The sequence below is a fragment of the Sinomonas gamaensis genome, assembly GCF_005876955.1.
GTDB lineage: Bacteria > Actinomycetota > Actinomycetes > Actinomycetales > Micrococcaceae > Sinomonas > Sinomonas gamaensis.
This window is the reverse complement of sequence record NZ_SSCL01000002.1, coordinates 356,978-378,702: the sequence shown is the minus strand read 5'-3', so window position 1 is coordinate 378,702 and position 21,725 is coordinate 356,978. Positions and strand designations below refer to the sequence as shown.

15 protein-coding genes are annotated in these 21,725 nt (G+C 67.9%); 9 read left to right on the top strand and 6 right to left on the bottom strand.

The window, feature by feature from the left end; translation table 11 throughout:
• Window positions 1-24 precede the first annotated feature (24 nt).
• Window positions 25-1,407 (bottom strand): dihydrolipoyl dehydrogenase, encoded by a 1,383-nt coding sequence (lpdA, locus tag E5679_RS04255; protein WP_138413822.1) that lies wholly within the window; start codon window positions 1,405-1,407, stop codon window positions 25-27.
• A gap of 322 nt (window positions 1,408-1,729) precedes the next feature.
• Window positions 1,730-3,295 carry a leucyl aminopeptidase gene (locus E5679_RS04250; protein ID WP_138413821.1) on the bottom strand — a complete coding sequence of 522 codons (1,566 nt, stop codon included), beginning with the start codon at window positions 3,293-3,295 and terminating at the stop codon, window positions 1,730-1,732.
• A 177-nt stretch (window positions 3,296-3,472) separates the two neighbouring features.
• On the opposite strand from E5679_RS04250, the gene E5679_RS04245 reads away from it, so the two are divergent.
• From E5679_RS04245 to E5679_RS04230, 4 genes are all read left to right on the top strand, one after another.
• Complete coding sequence (locus E5679_RS04245) at window positions 3,473-4,462, top strand: proteasome assembly chaperone family protein (protein WP_138413820.1); 990 nt, start codon at window positions 3,473-3,475, stop codon at window positions 4,460-4,462.
• Between the two features lie 10 nt (window positions 4,463-4,472).
• Complete coding sequence (locus E5679_RS04240; RefSeq protein WP_138413819.1) at window positions 4,473-5,804, top strand: MFS transporter; 1,332 nt, start codon at window positions 4,473-4,475, stop codon at window positions 5,802-5,804.
• Between the two features lie 116 nt (window positions 5,805-5,920).
• On the top strand, window positions 5,921-7,207 hold the full coding sequence (locus E5679_RS04235; RefSeq protein WP_138413818.1) for a DUF4192 family protein: 1,287 nt from the start codon (window positions 5,921-5,923) through the stop codon (window positions 7,205-7,207).
• 291 nt (window positions 7,208-7,498) lie between these two features.
• The gene (locus E5679_RS04230) at window positions 7,499-8,806 is read left to right on the top strand and encodes an RNA polymerase sigma factor (protein WP_138413817.1); all 1,308 of its coding nucleotides are present in this window, start codon (window positions 7,499-7,501) and stop codon (window positions 8,804-8,806) included.
• A gap of 201 nt (window positions 8,807-9,007) precedes the next feature.
• Here the strand turns inward: E5679_RS04230 and E5679_RS04225 are convergent, their stop codons facing one another.
• Window positions 9,008-9,229 (bottom strand): DUF7455 domain-containing protein, encoded by a 222-nt coding sequence (locus tag E5679_RS04225; protein WP_138413816.1) that lies wholly within the window; start codon window positions 9,227-9,229, stop codon window positions 9,008-9,010.
• Window positions 9,230-9,497: 268 nt separating this feature from the next.
• On the opposite strand from E5679_RS04225, the gene E5679_RS04220 reads away from it, so the two are divergent.
• Window positions 9,498-11,606: a DNA gyrase/topoisomerase IV subunit B gene (locus E5679_RS04220; protein WP_138413815.1), complete on the top strand. Its 2,109-nt coding sequence runs from the start codon at window positions 9,498-9,500 to the stop codon at window positions 11,604-11,606.
• Between the two features lie 12 nt (window positions 11,607-11,618).
• Here the strand turns inward: E5679_RS04220 and E5679_RS04215 are convergent, their stop codons facing one another.
• Together E5679_RS04215 and E5679_RS04210 are read right to left on the bottom strand one after the other, a co-directional pair.
• Window positions 11,619-12,596: a M56 family metallopeptidase gene (locus E5679_RS04215; protein WP_138413814.1), complete on the bottom strand. Its 978-nt coding sequence runs from the start codon at window positions 12,594-12,596 to the stop codon at window positions 11,619-11,621.
• 25 nt (window positions 12,597-12,621) lie between these two features.
• Entirely contained in the window at window positions 12,622-12,984 is a 363-nt protein-coding gene (locus E5679_RS04210; RefSeq protein WP_138413813.1) for a BlaI/MecI/CopY family transcriptional regulator, read from the bottom strand.
• A gap of 169 nt (window positions 12,985-13,153) precedes the next feature.
• On the opposite strand from E5679_RS04210, the gene E5679_RS04205 reads away from it, so the two are divergent.
• From E5679_RS04205 to cydD, 3 genes are read left to right on the top strand one after another with little or no spacing between them, the layout of a single operon-like run.
• Entirely contained in the window at window positions 13,154-14,725 is a 1,572-nt protein-coding gene (locus tag E5679_RS04205) for a cytochrome ubiquinol oxidase subunit I (RefSeq protein WP_138413812.1), read from the top strand.
• A gap of 10 nt (window positions 14,726-14,735) precedes the next feature.
• Window positions 14,736-15,839, top strand: coding sequence for a cytochrome d ubiquinol oxidase subunit II (cydB, locus tag E5679_RS04200; RefSeq protein WP_138413811.1), 1,104 nt, complete (start codon window positions 14,736-14,738; stop codon window positions 15,837-15,839).
• 4 nt (window positions 15,840-15,843) lie between these two features.
• Complete coding sequence (gene cydD, locus E5679_RS04195) at window positions 15,844-19,248, top strand: thiol reductant ABC exporter subunit CydD (RefSeq protein WP_138413810.1); 3,405 nt, start codon at window positions 15,844-15,846, stop codon at window positions 19,246-19,248.
• Between the two features lie 3 nt (window positions 19,249-19,251).
• On the opposite strand, the gene E5679_RS04190 is transcribed toward cydD, so the two are convergent.
• The gene (locus E5679_RS04190; RefSeq protein ID WP_138413809.1) at window positions 19,252-19,770 is read right to left on the bottom strand and encodes a DinB family protein; all 519 of its coding nucleotides are present in this window, start codon (window positions 19,768-19,770) and stop codon (window positions 19,252-19,254) included.
• A gap of 269 nt (window positions 19,771-20,039) precedes the next feature.
• Here E5679_RS04190 and E5679_RS04185 point away from each other — a divergent pair, with 269 nt between their 5' ends.
• Window positions 20,040-21,716, top strand: a complete 1,677-nt coding sequence (locus E5679_RS04185) for an MFS transporter (protein ID WP_138413808.1) — start codon at window positions 20,040-20,042, stop codon at window positions 21,714-21,716.
• Window positions 21,717-21,725: the final 9 nt, after the last annotated feature.

Genomic DNA, 21,725 nt, shown 5'->3' with positions numbered 1-21,725 from the left:
GATTGATGTCGGTGCCGGAGGCGATCAGCCGTGAAGCGGCTTGCCGGCCAGGGCGAGGTTCGCCTCGCCCAGGGACTCGTTCTGGGTCGGGTGGGCGTGGATGAACTGGGCGACGTCCTCGGGGTACGCCTCCCAGTTGACGATCAGCTGCGCCTCGCCGATCTGCTCTCCCATGCGGGCGCCGATCATGTGCACGCCGACGACGGGTCCGTCCTTCTGGCGGACGACCTTGACGATGCCCGAGGTGCCGAGGATGGAGCTCTTGCCGTTGCCCGCGAGGTTGTACTCCTGCGCCTGGACCTGGTCCTCGCCGAACTTCGCCTTCGCGCCCTTCTCGGTGTAGCCCACGGTCGCGATCTCCGGATCGCAGAAGGTCACCTTCGGGATGTTGACGTCTTCGACCACGATGGGGTTCTGGCCCGCGATCTCCTCGGCCACGAAGATGCCCTGCTGGAATCCGCGGTGGGCGAGCTGGACGCCGGGCACAATGTCGCCGACCGCGTAGATGTTGCCGACGCCCGTGTGAAGGCGCTCGTTGGTGATCACGAATCCGCGGTCGATGGTGATGCCTTGCTCCTCGTATCCGAGGTTGGCGGTGACCGGGCCGCGACCCACGGCGACGAGGAGGAGCTCGGCCTCGAACGTCTTGCCGTCCACGAGCGTGACCTTGACGCCGTTCTGGTCCTGCTCGACGCCCTGGAAGAAGGTCCCCGTGTTGAACTTGATGCCGCGCTTCTTGAAGGCGCGCTCGAGCTGCTTGATGATCGCGTCGTCCTCATTGGGAACGAGGGAGGGGAGGCCCTCGATGATCGTCACGTCCACGCCGAACGACTTCCAGACGGAGGCGAACTCGACGCCGATCACGCCGCCGCCGAGCACGATCGCCGACTTGGGGATGTAGTCGAGTTCAAGGGCCTGATCGGAAGTGATGACCCGGCCGCCGATCTCGAGGCCGGGGAGGGTGCGCGAGTACGAGCCCGTGGCGAGGATGATGTTCTTCGCCTTGTAGTCCGTCCCGTTGACGGTCACGGTGTCCTGACCGGTCAGGCGGCCTTCACCCTCGATGACCGTGATGCCCTTGGCCTTGATGAGGCCGGTGAGGCCCTTGAACTTGCCGGCGACGATGCCGTTCTTGTACGCGTTGACCGCGTTGATGTCGATGCTTTCGAGGCTCACGTTGACGCCATACTTCGCGGAGTCACGTGCGTGGTCTGCGAGCTCAGCAGCGTGGAGGAGGGCCTTCGTCGGGATGCAGCCGTTGTGCAGGCAGGTGCCGCCCAGCTTGTTCTTCTCGACGAGCCCGACGCGGAGGCCGAACTGGACGGCGCGCAGAGCGGCGGCGTAGCCGCCACTGCCGCCCCCGAGGACCAAGATGTCGAATTCCTGCGCAGTAGGCTGGTCGGCCACGTGACGCTCCCTCGCATAGAAGGACGGCGATAAGCCGTCGTGTGACAATGTGCCGCCAGCTTGTACGCTGGCAGGCCCCGTATCAGGGCAACCCTATCGCCCCGACGGACTATGCTCCACCTTCCTACGGCCGTTTGTCTCGGGCTTGTGGCAAGGCTCACGGTCCGACACTGGTTTCGCAAAGCGGATTTATCTTCTCACCAAGTGGAAGAAGAAGCGTAGGGGTTGGAGGTGTGACGTCCGTCTCTCCGTGAAGTCTCACGGTCAGTGAGAGCTGTGCGGGGCGCCGGGTGTGATCGGGCGCCCCCCACGGCGACGGCGCTCAGGAGGAGGCGCGCTGCGCAACGTCTTCGAGGTACCGGACGAGCGTGCGGACCATCGCCCCTGTTCCTTGCTTGGGCGTGAAGCCGTAGGGCGAGCCCGTGTTGAAGGACGGTCCCGCGATGTCGATGTGAGCCCACGGGATGCGGGAGCCGTCAGGCCGCGTCCCCACGAATTCCCGCAGGAAGATGCCGGCCGTGAGCATTCCGCCAGCCCTGTCGCCCACGTTCGCGATGTCGGCCACAGCGGAGTCGAGGCCTGAGCGCAGCTCTTCAGGAAGCGGCATGGGCCAGGATGCCTCGCCTTCGCGGTCCGCCGCGTCCTTGAGTGCGCCCGTGACTTCGGCGTCGCCCATGAGTCCGGCAGTGCGCGTTCCGAGAGCGATGATCGCGGCCCCGGTGAGGGTGGCGATGTCGATGATCACATCGGGGTTCTCCTCGCTCGCGGCGGCGATCCCGTCGGCCATGACGAGGCGCCCTTCGGCGTCCGTGTTGAGCACCTCGATGCTCGTGCCGCCCCGGGCCACAATGACGTCGGCCGGCCGCTGGGCGGACCCGGACGGCATGTTCTCGGCAATGCAGAGCCAGCCGGTCACCTTCGCGCGGACGCCGAGGCGGGAAGCCGCCAGAACCGTCGAGAGGACAGCCGCGGCTCCGGCCATGTCGCTCTTCATCTCGTCCATCTTCGCGGCGGGCTTGATGGAAATCCCGCCTGTATCGAAGGTGATGCCCTTGCCCACCAGATGAACGGACGGGAGTTTGGCGGACTGCGCCGGGATGTGCTCGACCTTGACGAGCCTCGGGAGACGTGAGCTGCCTTGGCCGACGGCGAGAATGCCTCCGAAGCCTTCCTTCTCCAGCCGCTTCTCGTCCCACACCGAGATCTTGACGGAAGTCCCCTTGCCGAGTTCCTTCGCGGCTTCCGCGAATGACGCCGGGTACAGCTGGCTGGGCGGCATGTTCACGAGGGTCCGAGTCGCGTTCACCGCCTGGCCGACGACGGCGGCACGCTCGAGCGCGCGGTCCGCGGCCGCGCTGCCTGCGATCGGCGAGAGGACGACGACGCGCTTGACGTTCGGCTTCGCGGCCTCGGCCGTGCGGGAGCGGTGCTCCGTGTAGGAATACGCGCCGAGTGCCGCCCCTTCGGCAACCGCGGCGAATTCCTCTGCCGTGCGTGCCGGAAGGGCGAGGACCACGGTGTCGAGGCCGGCCAGCTGTCGCACAGCCGAACCGGCGGCACGGCGCAGCTGCTCGAGCGACGGTGCTCCGCCGTCGTTCTTGTCTGTTTCGGCGTTGGCCCCGGCGACCTTCCCCACTCCGGCGAGCGCAATGATCTGGGTGCTCAGCTCCGGAACGCCGGGAAGCCGCACGAGCGAGTCCGGCGCGCCCGTGACGCCGAGAAGCCTCAAGGTGCTCTGGATCGCCTCCGCATTCCTGGCGCCCAGAGGACTGTCCAGGAGGACGGGACCGTCAGCCCCCTGTGCAACCCCGACGACGACGGCGTCACTCGGCGTCTTGCGAAGGTCTCGGGCGACGGCGCTCAGCGCGGCTTCGGCATTGGTGAACACGGAATGCGGCCTCAATTCTCCATGTGCGGGTAGGAAATGCGGGTAGGAAGACAGTGCGAATTCCGATCGTATCCGCAGATGGAATGATGGAAAGCCGTGCGCCGTTGACCTCAGTGTCGCGGTTGCCGACACCTAGGCGCCAAGGACCGGTGACGTCAGGAGAGGAGCGACATTCACATGGACGACCGTTGGGGCGGGCCGCTTCAGGATCCAGCTGGCCTCTACGCAGCCGCCCAGGAGCTGCTGGACGACGCCGCCCTCAAGGGGCTGCCGATGCTCATGGGATTCACGGGCTTTGCGGACGCCGGACACGCCGTGGAGCAGATTACGGCAGAGCTCCTGCGCTCGGGCGAGCCGCGGACCGTCGCGGAATTCGACGTCGACGCGCTTCTCGATTACCGCGCACGACGGCCCCGCGTCACCTTCGTCGAGGACCACCTTGAGGACTACAGCCCACCGCGGCTCGCGCTCTATGCACTTGTCGACGGCCTCGGCCAGCCCTACCTCCTCCTCGCCGGACCCGAGCCCGACTTCCAGTGGGAACGCTTCGCTCGCGCCGTCGTCGACCTCGTCGAAAGGCTGGACGTGCGCCTTGTGCTGTGGACGCACTCCATCCCCATGCCGGTCCCGCACACCCGCCCGCTGGGAGTGACGGTGCACGGCAATCGGCCGGAGCTGGTCGAGGGAATTTCCCGGTGGAAGCCCATTGTGAGTGTTCCGGCCGCCATCGGGCACCTCCTCGAGCTCAGGCTGTCGGAGGCGGGACGCGGGGTCGCCGGATTCGTGGTCCACACTCCGCACTATCTGGCGGAGGCCGAGTACCCGGCGTCCGCCGTGGCGGGACTTGAACATCTCGGCGCAGCCGGTGCTCTCATGCTCCCCACTGATCGGCTGCGCGAGGCGAACCGGGAGGTCGAACGCCAGATCGCCGAACAGGTCGCCGCTTCCGAGGACGTCCGAGAGCTCGTGGAAGGCCTTGAGGAGCGCTTCGACGAACGCTCCGCGGACGCGCCGCGCCGCTCGCTGCTCGCAGCGATGAGCGGGGAGCTGCCAGACGCCGAGAAGCTCGGGGCGGCCGTCGAGGCCTACCTTGCTTCCCAGGAGGAGACGAAGGACACTGACGCAAACGACGACGACACCAGGGGTGGCGCCACGCCCCCCGACTAGGATCGGGGGAGTGAACAGCTGGCGCGCGTGGACCGTATGGGGGATAGGGGTCTTCGCGTACCTCGTGGCTGTGGTCCAGCGGACTTCCTTTGGGGTCGTCGGGCTTGAAGCCTCGGACCGGTTCCACGTCGGTGGCGCCGTCCTCTCGGCCTTCACGGTGCTCCAGCTCGTGGTGTATGCCTCGCTGCAGGTTCCGGTCGGCTTGCTCGTCGATCGTTTCGGGTCCCGCATCATGGTGGCAACCGGCGCGATCTTCATGGCGCTGGGTCAGCTCCAGATCGCCGTGGCCGAATCGGTGGTCACGGGGATCATCGGGCGCATGCTCGTGGGCATGGGGGACGCCATGACCTTCGTCTCGGTGCTGCGCCTGGTCCCGCTGTGGTTCAAACCGAAGCGCTCGCCACTCCTCACCCAGCTCACCGGCATGCTCGGGATGCTGGGTCAGCTCGTGAGCGTGATCCCCTTCCTGGCCCTCCTGCATGCCCGGGGCTGGAGCGCAGGGTTCTTCTCCCTCGCCTCGCTGTCGGTGCTCGTGGTGGTCCTCGTGCTTTCCCTGCTGCGCAACGCCCCCGCGGGTGCTGCGCCCAGAGGGGGCGAGACCGCCGAGGGCACACGCGCAGTACTCGCTTCCGCCTGGCGGCAGGCGGGAACCCGGTTGGGGATGTGGAGCCATTTCACAGTTCAATTCAGCGGAAACGTGTTTGCCCTCGCCTGGGGCTTCCCGTTCATGGTTGCCGGCCAGGGCTATGACTCGGCCACCGCGGCGGGGCTCATGTCCTTCTTCGTCGTGGTCTCCCTCCTCGCAGGACCGCCGATGGGACGTTTCGTCTCACGGCATCCATTACGGCGATCCACCCTCGTCCTCCTCATCACGGCGCTCACGGCCGTGGTCTGGGCGGTGGTGCTCCTCTATCCTGGCCAGACGCCGCTGTGGCTCATGGTTCTCCTCGTGGCGGTGCTCGCCCTGGGCGGCCCGTGCTCCATGATCGGCTTTGACTTCGCGCGGACGTTCAATCCCTCGCATCGCCTCGGCACGGCCACCGGCATCGTTAATTCGGGCGGTTTCGTCGCGGCGCTCCTGACCATGTTCCTCGTCGGCTACCTGCTCGATCTCCAGCATGCCCTCGGCCTCTCACCCGCAGGCCTCTATTCCCTCGACGCGTTCAGGGTCGCGCTGGCAGTGCAGCTCGTGGTCATGGCCTTCGGCTCCGCGATGGTCCTCAGAGTGAGGCGAAAGGTGCGCCGCCAGCTCGCCGCAGGCGGCGTGAAGGTTCCGCCGCTGCGCGATGCACTGCTCCTGACGTGGACGGATTTCCGCTCGCGTCGGCTCGTGCGGCGCTGAGCTGTCACCGCCTCTCCCTCGCGATTCGTCCTCCCCACGGGATTTATTGAACGAGTTGTCCACATAAGCTCCGCCTGTCACGAGGGCAAGGCTGCCGAGCGGCGAAGCTGTTCGGCATGGAGAAGATCACCGGGTGCGAGGACAGCCCATCAGAAGGAACCGGCACGGACGGGTTGTGCATCCGCGAACCCGAAGACATCCTCGCCTTCATTCCCCACACGATCGGCGAGTGGCCCACAGAGAGCCTCATCGCTGTCGCTGTCGGCGGAGGGAGCGTGGGGGTAACCGTGCGGGTGGACCTGCCAGCTGACGGCTCTCGCGTCCCGAACGCCCAAGAGCTTGGAGGCGCGTTGCGCGATCACCTCGCGAGCGATGTGCTGGCCGACAGCTGTGTGCTCGCCATCTTCACCTCACAGCCATGGACCGACCCCTGTACACCTCCGTGGATCGACCTCGTGACTTCGATCGGTGATGATCTGGCCGCCGCCGGAATCCCCGTTCTCGACGCCTGGCTCGTCGGCAGCACCCACTGGCGCAGCATGCTCTGCAGTGACACTTCGTGCTGCCCCTGGCCCGGCCGGCTGATTGAAGCCATCGAATCGAGCAGGCTCGGCGCCGAGATGGTGTACCGGGGCAGCAGCTTCGGAGAGCCAGTCCGGCGCGATTCCCGGAAGCCCGATCCCCGAAGGCTGGATCCCCGGGATCAGGCGATCGGCTGTGCCGGTGAGCAGGGCCTGACAGACTCTGAACTCTGGTGGAGCGCCGCAGCGTTTGCCAGCGCCCTGGCCTACTGGGAGGAGGCCCTCTCCGGCGCTCCTGTCCCACCCGAGCGGCTCTTCTTCCTTGCCTCGTCCTTGACCCGTCCGGCGTTGAGGGACGCCGCCCTCGTTGCAGCGGCCGTCGGTGCCACGACAGCCTGGACCGCGAGTGTCGAAGTCGGCGCGGTCGATCCGGCTGAGCTCGCGTCCCAGCCCGAACCGTCCGACCTTCCCGGCGCTGCCAGCCATCGAGTGCGGGAAGCAGTAAGAGGCTGGCTCGCAGGAGAGCGATCCGGAGGTGGGGGAGCGGGCACCGCAGCCGCCCTTACCTACGGCGCCGTACTGCTCGGCGGCACGAGGGAGCGCCCAGACTGGGGACGGATTGGCCGTTTCGAGCGACTGCTCAGGCAGATGTCAGAGCTGGAGGAGCCGGAGATGCGAGCCCCCGCCCTCGCTCTTCTCGGCTGGATCTCGTGGGTTCGCGGCCGTGGATCGCGGGCGGCAGCCTATCTGCGCCGTGCACTGTCCGCTGTGCCCGGGTACCGCTTCGCTGAGCTCTTTGCGCGCATTGTGGACTCGGGCGAGGTAGCGGGTTGGGCTCGACGGCCTGAGACTGCGTGGCGTCCCGTGGGGGAGGCGGCCTAGGGCGCAGGGGTGTGTGGATGGGGATCCCGCTGCAGTTGTTCCGCATGTTGCATCGGTGAGTGCTTACCTGTGCTGCAACCGTGCGACAATAGACGCCAGACCCGGTCGGGTCCGAGCACCGGAAGCCATGATTTTCTCCCCAGTTCGATCAGCGGGAACGAATCGGGCGGCCGAGGGGTTGATACATAAGACCCTTCGGTCCGGGTTGCGCATGGCGCAGAGCACGGACTTGACAGGGTCATAGTGGTGTTGCCCCCATGGTGGCACCAGGACAGCGGCAGGAAGGTGATCGTGACGCCCCCCACGGAGAAGGAAACAGCTGAGAAGGCCGCGGTAGAAACCGAGGTGCCCAAGGCTGCATCCAGCAAGCGCGCTTCGGCGGGCTCCCGCTCCAAGACCACGACCGCAACCAAGGCCAAGCCGACAGCGCGGAAGTCCGCAGGCAGCCAAGCCAACGGCGCCAAGACGGCGGTGAAGGATTCGGCGGTTCAGGGTGCCGCCGATGCGGAGGAGGTCGAGGGCGACGCGGTCGATCTCGACGCGGTGACGCCCCCCGACGAGGAGCTCGCAGCCGAAACGGACGTCGAGGAAGACGAGAAGGAGGAAGCCCCGGCGACCTCCGCCGCCATGGTGATCTCGGACGCAGATGAGGACGATGCACCTGTCCAGCAGGTGACGTCGGCCGGTGCAACCGCGGATCCGGTCAAGGACTACCTCAAGCAGATCGGCAAGGTCGCGCTCCTCAACGCCGAGCAGGAGGTCGACCTCGCGCTGCGCATCGAGGCCGGCCTGTTCGCCAAGCACAAGCTCGACGAAGAGGGCGATACTTACGACGTCCAGTACCGCCACGACCTCGAGCGGATCGTGCACGACGGCGAGCGGGCCAAGAACCACCTGCTCGAGGCAAACCTGCGCCTTGTCGTCTCGCTCGCCAAGCGCTACACCGGTCGCGGAATGCTCTTCCTGGACCTCATCCAGGAGGGGAACCTTGGGCTCATCCGTGCGGTCGAGAAATTCGACTACACGAAGGGCTTCAAGTTCTCGACCTATGCCACGTGGTGGATCCGCCAGGCCATCACGCGCGCCATGGCCGACCAGGCTCGGACCATTCGAATTCCGGTCCATATGGTCGAGGTCATCAACAAGCTCGCACGCGTCCAGCGGCAGATGCTTCAGGATCTCGGTCGTGAACCCACTCCGGAAGAGCTCGCCAAAGAGCTCGACATGACCCCGGAGAAGGTCGTCGAGGTGCAGAAGTACGGCCGCGAGCCGATCTCGCTGCACACGCCGCTGGGCGAGGACGGCGACTCGGAGTTCGGCGATCTCATCGAGGACTCCGAAGCCGTTGTGCCCGCGGATGCAGTGAGCTTCACGCTCCTCCAAGAGCAGCTCCATTCGGTGCTCGATACGCTCTCGGAGCGGGAGGCCGGTGTGGTGGCGATGCGCTTCGGCCTGACTGACGGCCAGCCCAAGACCCTCGACGAGATCGGCAAGGTCTACGGGGTGACGCGCGAGCGCATTCGGCAGATAGAGTCGAAGACCATGTCGAAGCTGCGGCACCCGTCGCGCTCGCAGGTTCTTCGGGACTATCTGGACTGATTAGCCGCACGACGCCGATCAGCCCGGCAACGGAAGGGCCCGGACACCGATGGTGTCCGGGCCTTCGTGCCTAGACGCGGGGGGAGCACCCGCACCGAATGGGTTGAGCCCGGCAACGGAAAGGCCCGGACACTCATGGTGTCCGGGCCTTCGTGCTCCTTGTCGGCGGGCTATCCCCGCGACGTTGGTCCTCTTTGGACCTCAGGCTTCGGGGAGGGCTGCCTTCTCGGTGAGCCGGCGCGTCTCGTCGTGCCAGTGCGACGCGATCGGGCGAAGCTTCCCTTCGACAGCGCGCGCGTGATGGGCGCAGAACATGAGCTCTCCACCAGACGCCTCGAGTACCACTCGGACGTAGGCCTGGGCTCCGCAGCTGTCGCAGCGGTCGACGGCGGTCAGGGTGCGGTCCGCAAGGGCTGAAGTCATCTCGGGCCTCCTTCACTCGTACCGGGCGGTTTCCTCGGTCTTACCCATCTAACACCCCGCCATTCGCCGGAAATCCCACAAAACGGCCACTTTCGCTGGCGGCGTATCAATGTTCCATAACGAGTGCGAGCCTCAGGTGGGCCGCGGCCTCGATTTGAAGACGTTGCGAGTGGCGTCAACGCGGGGTCGCGGAGGTGCGACTAGGCTTGTTCGTGTACTGCGCGCTTCGCCGCGTTCCTCCCGTGCGCCATGAAGGAGCTTCTCGAGCGTGACCCCGAGCTCTGAATACACCGCCAGACATCTGTCTGTCCTCGAAGGGCTCGAAGCGGTCCGCAAACGCCCCGGCATGTACATCGGTTCCACGGATTCGCGCGGGCTCATGCACTGCCTCTGGGAGATCATCGACAACTCCGTCGACGAGGCCCTCGCGGGATTCGGCCACGACATCAAGGTGATCCTCCATCCGGACGGGTCGGTTGAGGTGCACGACGACGGCCGCGGCATCCCCGTGGACGTCGAGCCGAAGACGGGCCTCACCGGTGTTGAGGTCGTCTTCACGAAGCTCCATGCGGGCGGAAAGTTCGGCGGGGGCTCGTACACGGCCTCGGGCGGCCTCCATGGTGTTGGCGCGTCGGTTGTCAACGCGCTGTCGGCGCGCCTGGACGTCCAGGTCGATCGCGGCGGCAAGACCTATCAGATGTCGTTCCGCCGCGGAGAGCCCGGGCGCTTCGCGGACACGGGCTCGCGGCTGAGCCCAGACGCGCCGTTCGAACCGTTCGTGGACGACTCTGTCCTCGACGTGGTCGGCAAGGCGAAGCGGGGCGTGACGGGAACCAGGATCCGGTACTGGGCGGACCGGCAGATCTTCACCCCGGACGCGAAATTCTCCTATGACGAGCTCGCGGGCCGCGCGCGGCAGACCTCGTTCCTCGTCCCCGGCCTCCGCATCACGGTGCGCGACGAACGTCGCCTCCCCGGAACCCCCGGAGAGGGCGGACCGCACGAAGAGGTGTTCCACCACGACGGCGGAATCTCGGAATTCGTGGACTTCCTCGCCATCGACGCCCCGGTCACGGATACGTGGCGCCTCCACGGCTCGGGGACGTTCAAGGAGACCGTTCCCGTCCTTGACGAGCGCGGGCACAGCAAGATCGCCGAGGTTGAGCGGAACTGCGAGGTCGACGTCGCCCTGCGCTGGGGGGTCGGCTACGACACGACCGTGCGGACGTTCGTCAACATCATTGCGACCCCGAAGGGCGGAACGCATCAGGCGGGCTTCGAGACGGCCCTGCTGAAGGTGTTCCGGAAGGCCGTCGAGGCCAACGCCCGCAAGCTCAAGGCGGGCAACGACAAGATCGAGAAGGATGACGTCCTTGCCGGCCTCACGGCGGTGCTGACCGTTCGGCTCGCCGAACCGCAGTTCGAGGGCCAGACGAAGGAGATCCTCGGCACGGCCCCCGTGCGCCAGATCGTCTCGAGAGTCCTTGAGAAGGAGCTCGGCGCCAAGCTGAATTCCACCTCACGCGCGGACAAGAACCAGAGCTCGGTGCTGCTCGAGAAGATCGTCAACGAGATGAAGTCTCGGGTGACGGCACGGCTCCACAAGGAGACGCAGCGACGGAAGACGGCGCTCGAGTCCTCGACCCTCCCCGCGAAGCTGATCGACTGCCGGACGGACGACGTCACGCGCTCCGAGCTGTTTATCGTGGAGGGCGATTCTGCACTCGGCACGGCCCGACACGCGCGGTCCTCGGAGTTCCAGGCGCTTCTTCCCATCCGCGGCAAGATCCTGAACGTGCAGAAGGCCTCGGTGGGAGACATGCTCTCGAACGCCGAGTGCGCGGCGCTCATCCAGGTTGTCGGCGCGGGTTCCGGGCGCAGCTTCGACATCGAGGCGGCCCGGTACGGGCGAGTGATCCTCATGACCGACGCCGACGTGGACGGCGCCCACATCCGCACGCTCCTCCTGACTCTGTTCTTCCGCTACATGCGGCCCATGGTCGAGGAGGGACGTGTGTATGCCGCGGTCCCGCCGCTGCATCGCGTCGAGGTCGTCAACCCGGGAAGCAAGGCCAACGAGATGGTCTACACCTACTCGGAGGGCGAGCTCCACGCCCTGCTCAAGCGCCTCGAGTCGGAGGGCCGTCGCTACAAGGAGCCGATCCAGCGCTACAAGGGGCTCGGCGAGATGGACGCCGACCAGCTGGCTGAGACCACCATGGACCCTCGCCACCGCAGCCTCCGCAGGGTGACCATCGAAAGCGCGCAGCGCGCTGAGGAAGTGTTCGAGCTGCTCATGGGCTCTGACGTGGCGCCACGGAAGGATTTCATCGTCTCTGGCAGCGCGAACCTCGATCGCGAGCGCATCGACGCCTGACCTGAGGGGGCTTTACCCCACGAGCCCCGGCGCCAGCAGGAGGACGGTGGGCACGGCGAGGAGGAGCCCGGAGCCGGCGAGCACCGCCGTCGTCCTCGCTCTGCCGAGCGGCGGGCGCGGGGTGAGCAGCCGGCTGACCCGGGCGGCGAGGGAAGCCTCGCCTTCGTCGGGCATTCCAGGTTCGATGGCGGGCTCGGGGCGGACGACGGCGGGCAGGCCTTGGGGCGCCTCGGCTGCCCCCCCGCCGAGGGCAACCAGGGCGATGGCTCGGACGAGTGTCTCGTCGGGTGTGGTCCGCCGCGCAATGTCGTCCGCGAGCATCTCGACGAGCGACGACACGGCGGCGCGGGAGAGGCGTGTGGTCGGCAGCCAGGGGAGGGCCTGCCGCCACGCCTCGAAGGCCCACAGCAGCAGATGGTGCCGCTGGGTCAGGTGGGCGCGCTCATGGTCGACGACGGCAGCGAGCTCTGCGGGCGAGAGCGCCTCCAGGAGGCCGTCGGAGAGGACGGTCACTGACCGGGACCCACCCGGGAGGCAGTAGGCGACGGGGGCGGGGTGGTTGATGACGAGGGTGCGCTCGATCGCTCCGGAGGGCGAGCTCAGCACTTCGAGGAGTGCACGGTGCCGACGCCGCTGGGTCGTGATCCGCGCGTAAGTGAGACCGAGCGTGAAGATGAGGTGGGTGCCGAGGAGGGCTGCTGCGCACAGGGCGAAGAGATGCCAGAAGTGGAGTTCGTCCGTCGCGCGATTCCCGAGCACGATGCCGATGGCGCGCCGGAGCGCCTGTAGGAGGTTGTCGCCAAGGGGCTCGAGGCCGTAGACGAGCATGGCGCCGATCATCGAGAGGCCGCCAGCGAGGGCGATCGACTGCCACAGCACCATCGCCGCGAACGGCGAGCGGGAGGTCCACCGGGCACGCGAAAGCGCCACTGGCACCGGCCACGCGAGCAGGATTGCCAGCAGCGCAAGGAGATAGGCGGTGAGCAGCACGGCCGTTCCCCAGTGGGCCGGTCGGTCAGCCCCGAGCGAGGAGTCTGCGCAGCGTGGCTGCCTCCGCTTCAGTCACGCTTCCGATGAAGCGGGCGAGGACGGCCTCCCTGTCCGGGGCGGTGCCCAAGGCTTCATGCATGAGGCGTGCGGTGTGGTCCTCGCGCGTCGAAACCGCCCGGTAGCGGTGAGGGCGGGTGCCGCGCTCACGCTCGACGAGGCCCTTCTTCTCGAGTCGGGACAGAACGGTGAGGACGGTCGTCACGGCAAGGTCCTTGCTTTGCACTTCGCTCTGCGCGAGGCGGTCACGCAGCTCGTTCGCCGTTGACGCTTCCGACGTCGACCACAGCTGGTCCATCACCGAGCGCTCGAGCTCCCCCAGGCTTGCCATCTTCTTGTCCTTCCCTGAAATCCAACGGGTTCCTGCAGGCGGTCGCTGCGGGTCCGTGTATCCATTCTACGCGAGGTAGAAGACAAAAGGGAGATGTTCTACACTCTGTAGAAGCCGAGTCTTCTACGGGATGTAGAAGATTGGGGTTCAGCCCTCGACAGGAGCGCAGATGGACGCCTTGGAAATCGCCCGCTGGCAGTTCGGGATCACCACTGTCTACCACTTCATGATGGTCCCGCTCACGATCGGGCTCGGGCTCGTCGTCGCGGTGATGCAGACTGTCTGGTTCCGCACCAGGAAGCCCGAGTATCTCAGGATGACCAAGTTCTGGGGCAAGCTCTTCCTCATCAACTTCATCATGGGCGTCGCCACCGGGATCGTGCAGGAGTTCCAGTTCGGGATGGCCTGGAGCGAATACAGCCGGTTCGTGGGCGACGTCTTCGGCGCGCCGCTCGCGATGGAGGCGCTCCTTGCGTTCTTCGTGGAGTCGACCTTCCTGGGCCTGTGGATCTTCGGCTGGAAGCTCCTGCGGCCAGGCCTGCACCTCGTCGCGCTGTGGTGCGCCGTCATCGGCTCGGCAGTCTCTGCCTACTTCATCATCGTGGCGAACAGCTGGATGCAGCACCCCGTCGGGGTCACCCTCGTGAACGGGCGGCCCGTCATGACCGACGCGTGGGCCGTCTTCACCAACAACACGGCGCTGGTTGCGGTCCCGCACACGCTGCTCGGCGCACTGGGCGTGGCCGGCGCCTTCCTCCTCGGCATCTCGTGGTACCACCTCTGGCAGCGCCGGCACGACGGCATCGACGCGGTCGACGCCAACGGACGGGTGGTGCCCGGCGCGAACCCCGAGCTTCCCGGCCGCGACCGTGCGGACCACGCCGTGTGGCTGCGCAGCCTCCGCATCGGGGCCGTCGTCGCCATGATCTCCTTCGCCGGCACGGCCATCACGGGCGACCTCCAAGGCAAGCTCATGTTCGAGCAGCAGCCCATGAAGATGGCGGCTGCCGAGGCCGCTTGCCATGACGGCACGAGCTTCTCGGTGCTCTCGGTCGGCGACCTCGGCTCGAAGGACTGCTCGAACGTGGCCGCTGTCATTGAGATCCCCGGGCTGCTCTCGTTCCTCGCCAAAGGCGACTTCTCGACTGACGTCAAGGGCGTGAACAGCCTGCAGACCGAGTACAAGCAGGCCTACGGGGCCGCACTCCCCAACAACCCGATCTACGGCGATCGAGCTGGCCAGTCCATCCAGTACGTGCCCGTCATGGAAGTGACCTATTGGGGTTTCCGCATGATGATCGGGTTCGGAGGCATCGCCGCCCTCGCTGCCGCCGTCGCCCTCTACCTCACGCGCAAGGGCACGGTGCCTCAAGCCCGCTGGCTCATGCGCCTCGCCGTGGTCGGCATCCTTGCGCCGTTCGGCGCCAACGCGGCCGGCTGGATCTTCACGGAGATGGGACGCCAACCGTTCGTCGTGGCCCCGAACCCGTCGATGGCAGGCAGCGTGGACCAGGTGTTCATGTTCACCGCAGCCGCCGTATCGCCGGGGGTGAGCGCGGGGGAGATCCTGACGTCGCTCGTCATCCTCACTCTCGTGTACGCCGCCCTCATGGTCGTGGAGGTCCGGCTGCTGTGGCGCTACACGCGCGGCGGCGTCGCCTCTGCCATGCCGGAGCTCGCCGAAAAGCACGACGACGGGGAGCACAAGCAGTCCGACGACGTCCTGGCCTTCGCCTACTAGGAGCGCACTGATGGAGACCCTGCCCACTGCTCTGTCCACGCCACTGCCGACTGTGTGGTTCTGCGCCGTTGCCGTCCTCTGGATCGGCTACCTCTTCCTCGAGGGCTTCGACCTCGGGGTCGGCATGCTCATGAAGCTGTTCGCCCGCGACGAGGCCGAGCGGCGCGTGCTGCTGAACACCGTCGGGCCGGTCTGGGACGGCAACGAGGTCTGGCTCCTCACTGCCGGCGGGGCGACCTTCGCCGCGTTCCCGCGGTGGTACGCCTCCCTGTTCTCCGGCCTGTACCTTCCGCTCACGCTCGCGCTCGTCGCGCTCATCTTCCGCGCCGTCGCCTTCGAGTACCGCGGCAAGATCGCCTCCGCCCGCTGGACGGCGGCATGGGACTGGGCGATCGGCCTAGGCTCCTTCCTCGCGGCATTCTGCGTCGGCGCGATGCTCGCGCTCACTACCACTGGACTGCCGCTGGACGCGAACGGCGACCGCGTGGGCGGCCCGTTCGCCTGGTTCACCTGGTACGCCGTGCTCGGCGGCCTCGCCGTCGTCGGGTTCGCGCTCGTCCACGCCCTCGCCTTCCTCGCCCTGAAGACCGACGGCGACGTGCGGGTCAGGGCCCACCGCGCCTTCCGCCGCTGGATGCCGCTGGGAATCCTGCCGCTCGTCGTCTGGGCCGTTGACATCCAGCTGCGGAACGGCAAGTGGTGGAGCTGGACCCTCACTGCTCTCGCAGCCCTGGCCGCGCTCGTCTTGTGGCAGCTCGCCCGCCGCGGTTCCGAGGGGAGGGCCTTCCTCCTCATGGCCGCCTTCCTCTCCTCGGGGGCGGCGGGGATCTTCAGCGCTGTCTACCCCGTGGTGCTGCCGTCCACCCTCGACCCAGCCAACAGCCTGACGGTCGGGACGGCCTCATCCTCGTCCTACACCCTGGGCCTCATGACGGTCGTCGCCCTCATCGGCCTCCCGCTCGTCCTCGCGTACCAGAGCTGGACCTACTGGGTCTTCCGGAGGCGCATCACCGTCGGCAGCATCCCCACAGCCCACAACGTGGTCCCTGCCTTCCTGACGCGGCTTGTCACTGGATCCCACGGGGCCGAGCGGGCGCCCGCGAAAGAGGCCTAGCTCCATGCGCCCCAGCATCCCCTCGGGCCGGACGACCCGCACCGCCCTCGTGTTCCTGACGATCCTCGCAGTCATCAAGGCCGTTGCCCTCGTCCTCGTGGCGCAGGGCGTCGCCTCCGGGCTGGCGGGTGCCTTTGCCGGGCATGGCGGCGACTGGCCGGCGGCCATGGCCGCCTTCGGCGTCCTGCTCCGCGCCCTGGGGGAGTGGGCCGCCCTTCAAACCGGGCGCTGGGCCGCCCTCGGCGTGCGGGAGGAGCTGCGGGCCCGCCTCGTCCAGGCCGCTCTCGAGCGCGGCGGCAACGCCGCGCCGACGGAAGGGGACGGCGGCGACAACAAGGACGACGGCGACAACAAGGACGACGGCGACAACCGGATCGCGTCGTCGGCCGCCGGGACCGCGGTGCTCGCCGTGCGCGGGCTGGATGCACTCGACTCGTTCTACACCGCCTACCTTCCTGCACTGGTCCAATGCTGCGCCGTTCCGCTCATCGTCGGTGCCCGCATTCTCGGTGCGGACTGGGTGAGCGCCGTCATCATCGCGCTCACGCTGCCCCTCGTGCCCGTCTTCATGATCCTCATCGGCAAGCACACCGAGGATCGCGTCTCTGCGGCGCAGCGGGCGCTCGCCCGCCTCGGTGCGCACTTGGTGGAACTCGCCCAGGGCCTGCCTGTCCTTGTGGGCCTGGGCCGGGCCGCCGAGCAGCGCCGCGCCCTCCGGGCGCTGTCCGAGGAATTCTCCAAGCGGACGATGGGCACGCTGCGCGTCGCCTTCATGTCCTCGCTCGCGCTCGAGTTCCTCTCGACGATCTCGGTCGCGGTCGTGGCCGTGTTCATCGGCGTTCGACTCGTCCACGGAGAGATGCCGCTCGAGGCCGGCATCCTGGCCCTCGTCCTCGCGCCCGAGTGCTTCCAGCCCTTGCGCGACCTCGGAACCGCACACCACGCGAGCCAGGATGGGGCAGAGGCCCTCCGGCGCGCTGAGGAGGAGATCGCCCGTCCGCGCGGCCGCCGGCTTTCCTCCGACGACGTCGGTGACCTCGCCCGGCCCGTGGACCTCCGGATTGCGGGACTCACCGTGCGGTACGCGGGGCGCCCGAGCCCCGTGCTGGACGGCTTGGCGTTCACGGCACCGAACGGGGAGATCACTCTTCTCGAGGGGCCGAGCGGAGCTGGCAAGACCACCGTGCTCCACGTAGTCGCTGGCCTGCTGCGCGACGGAGCCGGCGCCAGCGTGGCCGGGGTGGCCGCCGGTGCGGCGCCCCAACGCGTCGCCTACGTCCCGCAGCACCCTCAGTTCACCGAGCCGACCGTCCGCGCAGAACTCACGCTGTCTGCCGACGGGATGCCTGCCGGACTGGTATCCGCTTCCGTTAGTGACGCCCTGGACGCGGTTCTCTGCGGCGACCTCGCCGAGGCGAACCCAGCCGAACTGAGCCCCGGGCAGCAGCGGCGCATCGCCGTCGCCCGCGGGCTCCTCCGCGTGGCCGCCGGCGCGACCCTGCTCCTGCTCGACGAGCCGACCGCGCATCTCGACGCCCAGTCGGCAGCCGCTGTCGAGACCGCGATCGCCGGCCTGCGCGGACGGGCGACAGTCCTGCTGGTGGCGCACGACCCCGAAACCGCAGCCCTCGCCCACACTCGGGTCCAGCTCGCTCCCGCTCACGACCTCTGCGCCCCCGCCCAGCGGTTCGGCGCGCCTGTGGACGCTATCGCAGGCGCGGTTCCGCCGCGCGAGAGCGCTTCTGCGGACGGCACCGGGCACGACGGGGGACCGTGGGTGCGGGCCCTATGGGCCCTCGTCCGTCCCGACCTGCCGCGCTACCTCCTCGCGGCGCTCGCTGGACTCGGTTCCGCCGCCGCCGCGGCGGCCCTTGCGGGCCTGTCGGGTTGGCTCATCGTGCGCGCAGCCGAGCAGCCGCCCATCCTCTACCTGCTGGCCGCAATCGTCGGAGTGCGCTTCTTCGGCATCGCCCGCGCGGCGCTGCGGTACGCCGAGCGACTGTCCACGCACGCGGCGGTCTTCGCGACGCTCACCCGCCTGCGGGATTGGCTCTGGCAGGACCTCGCCTCCCGCGGCCTGAGCGCCCGGCGCCTGCTCGTCCCGGGCGCGGCCCTCGAGAGTCTCGTCGGGGACGCGGAGGCGGTCCGCGACGAGCTCCCGCGGATCGTCCAGCCCCTGGCGACCGCGCTCCTTCTCGGAACTGCATCATTCGCGGCCGTCGCAGTCCTCCTGCCCGCACAGCTGCCCGTCTTCGGACTTGCCGTGATCGCCTCGGTTGCGGTCGCCCCGCTGGCCGCCGCGTGGGCGGACCGCCGATCGGCCCGGGACGCCCAGAAGGCTCGCGGTTTCCTCATTCAGCGCATCGGGCAGATCCTCGCCGCGGCCCCCGACCTGGCCGCCAACCGGCTCGCAGGACGGGTCCTCGGCTCGGTCACGGCGGACGACCGGCGGCTCACTGCGCTCGAACGGCGCGGCGTGGCGGCGGAAGGGCTCGGACGCGCCATCGTCATCGCCGCCACCGGACTCGCCGCCGTAGCGACACTCGCCGCCGCCGCCGAGGGCACGCCGGCGAGCATCGCGGCCGCCGTCCTGCTCCTGCAGCTCGCCCTCGCCGAGCCCTTCGCCGCCGCGAGCGTCGCCGTCCAGCGCATCCCTGCGCTCCGTGCGGCCCTCTCCCGCGCTGCCCTCTCCCGCGCTGCCCTCTCCCGTGCGGACCTCGCCCGACACGAAGCACAGGGGGCCCACCGTGAGCCGTCTGCGCCGGCGCCTCAAGCCACCCCGGGCCTGACCGTGGAGTCGCTCGCGGCGGGCTGGCCGGGGCACCCCTCCGTTTTCCGCGACCTCTCCGCCTCGGCAGCTCCCGGGGAGTGGCTCGTGGTCGCCGGCCCATCCGGAAGCGGGAAGTCAACGCTCCTGGCGGCCCTGCTCGGATTCATCCCACCACGGGGAGGCCGCATCTCCGCCCGCGGCAGCTTGGCCTGGTGCCCCCAGGAATCCCATCTCTTCGACTCGACGGTGAGAGGGAATCTGGCCGTGGCGAGGGAGCGCGACGACGCACCGGACGACGAGGAGCTCTGGGAGGTCCTCGATCGCGTTGGCCTGGGGGACCACGTCAAGGCGCTCCCCGGCGGGTTGGACGCCCGGATCGGCAGCCGCGGTGCCCAGCTTTCAGGCGGGCAGCGCCAACGCCTTGCCGTCGCCCGCGCGCTCGTGGCGGATGCCGCCGTCGTCCTCCTCGACGAACCGACGGCGCACCTCGACCCCGAGGCCGCGCAACAACTCATCACTGGGCTGCACTCCGCGCTCGCCGATCGCACGGTCGTCATGGTGACCCACCGGGCATCCGAGCTCCGGGAGGGTGATGTGCTGCTGCGCCTGGATGCGCTGCAACCTGAACTCGTGGGCTAGGAGCTAGCCGTTCACGTCGTGGAGGTGGTGCTCCACGTCGTGCAGGAAGTACTGGGCCAGGGTGACCACCGTGAACTCCGAGCCGTTGCTGCGAAGGCCCTTGCGTCCGTAGGCGCGTTCGGGAACGGCTGCGAAGGCGTCGCGGATGAGAGCTCCCTGAGTGGCGAGTTCGGAGCGCACGATGACGGGATCAGCGTCTGCATAGCTCTTTTCGAGGGCGGCGGCATCCTGGTCCCAGTCCTCGAATCGCGCGTCATCTTCCGTCAGCATGAGTTCGAGGCGATGCCGGAATACCTCGAAGACGTCCCGGACGTGGTAGCCGTATTCAAGGGGCGACCACGTCGAGGAATCCGGGCGCTCGAGCACATTGTCCCGCTGCAGGGCGGCGTCCCATCGGGGCAGCGCGGTATCCAGCCGCCGGGCGACGTCCTGAGGGGTGAGGCTGTCCGCTTCGAAGCCGCATTCCGGGCATCGTCGCCCGAGAACCCATGTCCAGTCCTTGGTGTCCGGGGTGATCGCCATGTCCGGGAGTCTAGTCCGGGAGAACGACTGGCCCCATGCCTGCTTCAAAGCCCCAGATGTAACAAATAAATAACGTTGACCTGGAGTGGACTTTCCGCGTCTTTCCTTGTGAAGAGCTGATTGCGTCCTCGCCGAGTGTGATTCAGGCCATCTGGGCCGCGCATCATCCAAGAGCAATCTCTCGCTTTCCGAAACTAGAGTTAGTGGCTGCCCGCGAGAGCGGGGAAGTCACAGCACAACGACTCGCCGAGACACCGAGAGAAGTGAGAATGCCGAGAGACCTCAGCCATTTCGCCGGAGAGCAAGCAGAGCAGACCGCGCCCCGCCGCCGTATCGCTTTCCGAAAGCGGCGCCTGCGGGTGGACGACGTGAATGTCGTGGACCGCTCGATGCTCCGGCGAGCCATCGGCGGCACGATCGTCGGCAACACCATGGAGTGGTTCGACGTGGGCGTCTTCGGCTACCTCATCACCACAATGGGCCCGGTGTTCCTGCCCGACGCCGATCCGTCGGTGCAGACTCTGTTCCTCCTGGGCACCTTCGCAGCGACATTCGTTGCGCGTCCGGCAGGCGGCGTGTTCTTCGGCTGGCTTGGTGACAAGATCGGGCGCCAGCGTGTTCTCGCTGCCACTCTCATCACGATGGCCGCCTCCACCTTCGCCTTGGGACTCCTGCCGGGGTACGCCCAAATCGGGATCTGGGCCGCCGTCCTCCTCGTGGCGGTCAAGCTGGCGCAGGGGTTCTCCACCGGTGGCGAGTATGCGGGGGCCACCACCTTCGTGAGTGAGTACGCCGCCGATCGCCGACGGGGGTTCTTCGCGAGCTTCCTCGACATGGGCAGCTACCTCGGCTTCGCCATCGGCGCCGCGCTGGTCTCTGTCCTCCAGATGGCGCTCGGACAGGCGGCTATGGGCGACTACGGCTGGCGCATCCCCTTCCTCGCGGCCGGTCCGCTCGGCGCCATCGCCATCTACTTCCGGCTCCGGATCGAGGAGAGCCCTACCTTTCAGGCGGCGCTCGACGCGCAGCAGAACTCCACTGACGAGCTTGCCGCGAACGACGAGGCGGCACCCAAGGGGCCTCTGGGGATCCTCAAGCTGTACTGGCGGCCCATCCTCGTGGCGATGGTGCTCGTCGCCGCAGCGAACACCGTCGGATACGCCCTGACCTCCTACATGCCGACCTACCTCACCGCGTCGAAGGGCTACGACGAAGTCCACGGCACGCTCCTGACGATCCCGGTGCTCGTGGTCATGAGCCTCTGCATCCCGCTCACCGGCCGACTCTCCGACCGGATCGGCCGGCGACCAGTACTGTGGATCGGCGCGGCCAGCACGATCGTCCTCTCGATCCCGGCCTTCATGCTGATCGGCGTCGGCAGCATCCCGGCCACGCTTGGCGGTCTCGCGATGATCGCGTTCCCGGTCACGTTCTACGTGGCCAACCTCGCCTCCGCCCTTCCGGCCCAGTTCCCGACGGCGAACCGCTACGGGGCCATGGGCATCGCCTACAACTTCGCCGTGGCGATCTTCGGTGGGACGACCCCGTTCATCGTGGACGCGCTCATTCACGCGACCGGCGATGACATGATGCCCGCCTATTACCTCATGGGAACCTCAGTCATCGGGGGGACCGCCGTGTTCTTCCTGCAGGAGTCAGCGCGCCGTCCGCTCCCCGGCTCCATGCCCAGCGTCGAATCGGACGCGGAGGCGCGCGCCGTCGTCGAGCATCAGGATGAGGACCCTCTCATCGACCTGGACCACATGCCCCTCGCCGAGGTGCCTGTCGCCGTGGCCGAGGACGGCTTGGCCGTCCAGCTCCCGCTCGACCATCCCGCCGCAATCGCAGCCGCCGAGGATGAGGGCGTGGACCTCGAGGCGACCGCGCTCGAGGCCGAGGTGTTGGGAGAAGAACCGGTGGCGTCGGGCCCGATCGCCAAGGTGTGAATCCCGGAG

Coding starts and splice junctions, on each gene's coding strand:
- E5679_RS04245 (WP_138413820.1), top strand. CDS start 3,473: ATGGACGACCGTTGGGGCGGGCCGCTTCAGGATCCAGCTGGCCTCTAC.
- E5679_RS04235 (WP_138413818.1), top strand. CDS start 5,921: ATGGAGAAGATCACCGGGTGCGAGGACAGCCCATCAGAAGGAACCGGC.
- E5679_RS04225 (WP_138413816.1), bottom strand. CDS start 9,229: ATGACTTCAGCCCTTGCGGACCGCACCCTGACCGCCGTCGACCGCTGC.
- E5679_RS04210 (WP_138413813.1), bottom strand. CDS start 12,984: ATGGCAAGCCTGGGGGAGCTCGAGCGCTCGGTGATGGACCAGCTGTGG.
- E5679_RS04205 (WP_138413812.1), top strand. CDS start 13,154: ATGGACGCCTTGGAAATCGCCCGCTGGCAGTTCGGGATCACCACTGTC.
- cydB (WP_138413811.1), top strand. CDS start 14,736: ATGGAGACCCTGCCCACTGCTCTGTCCACGCCACTGCCGACTGTGTGG.
- cydD (WP_138413810.1), top strand. CDS start 15,844: ATGCGCCCCAGCATCCCCTCGGGCCGGACGACCCGCACCGCCCTCGTG.
- E5679_RS04190 (WP_138413809.1), bottom strand. CDS start 19,770: ATGGCGATCACCCCGGACACCAAGGACTGGACATGGGTTCTCGGGCGA.
- E5679_RS04185 (WP_138413808.1), top strand. CDS start 20,040: ATGCCGAGAGACCTCAGCCATTTCGCCGGAGAGCAAGCAGAGCAGACC.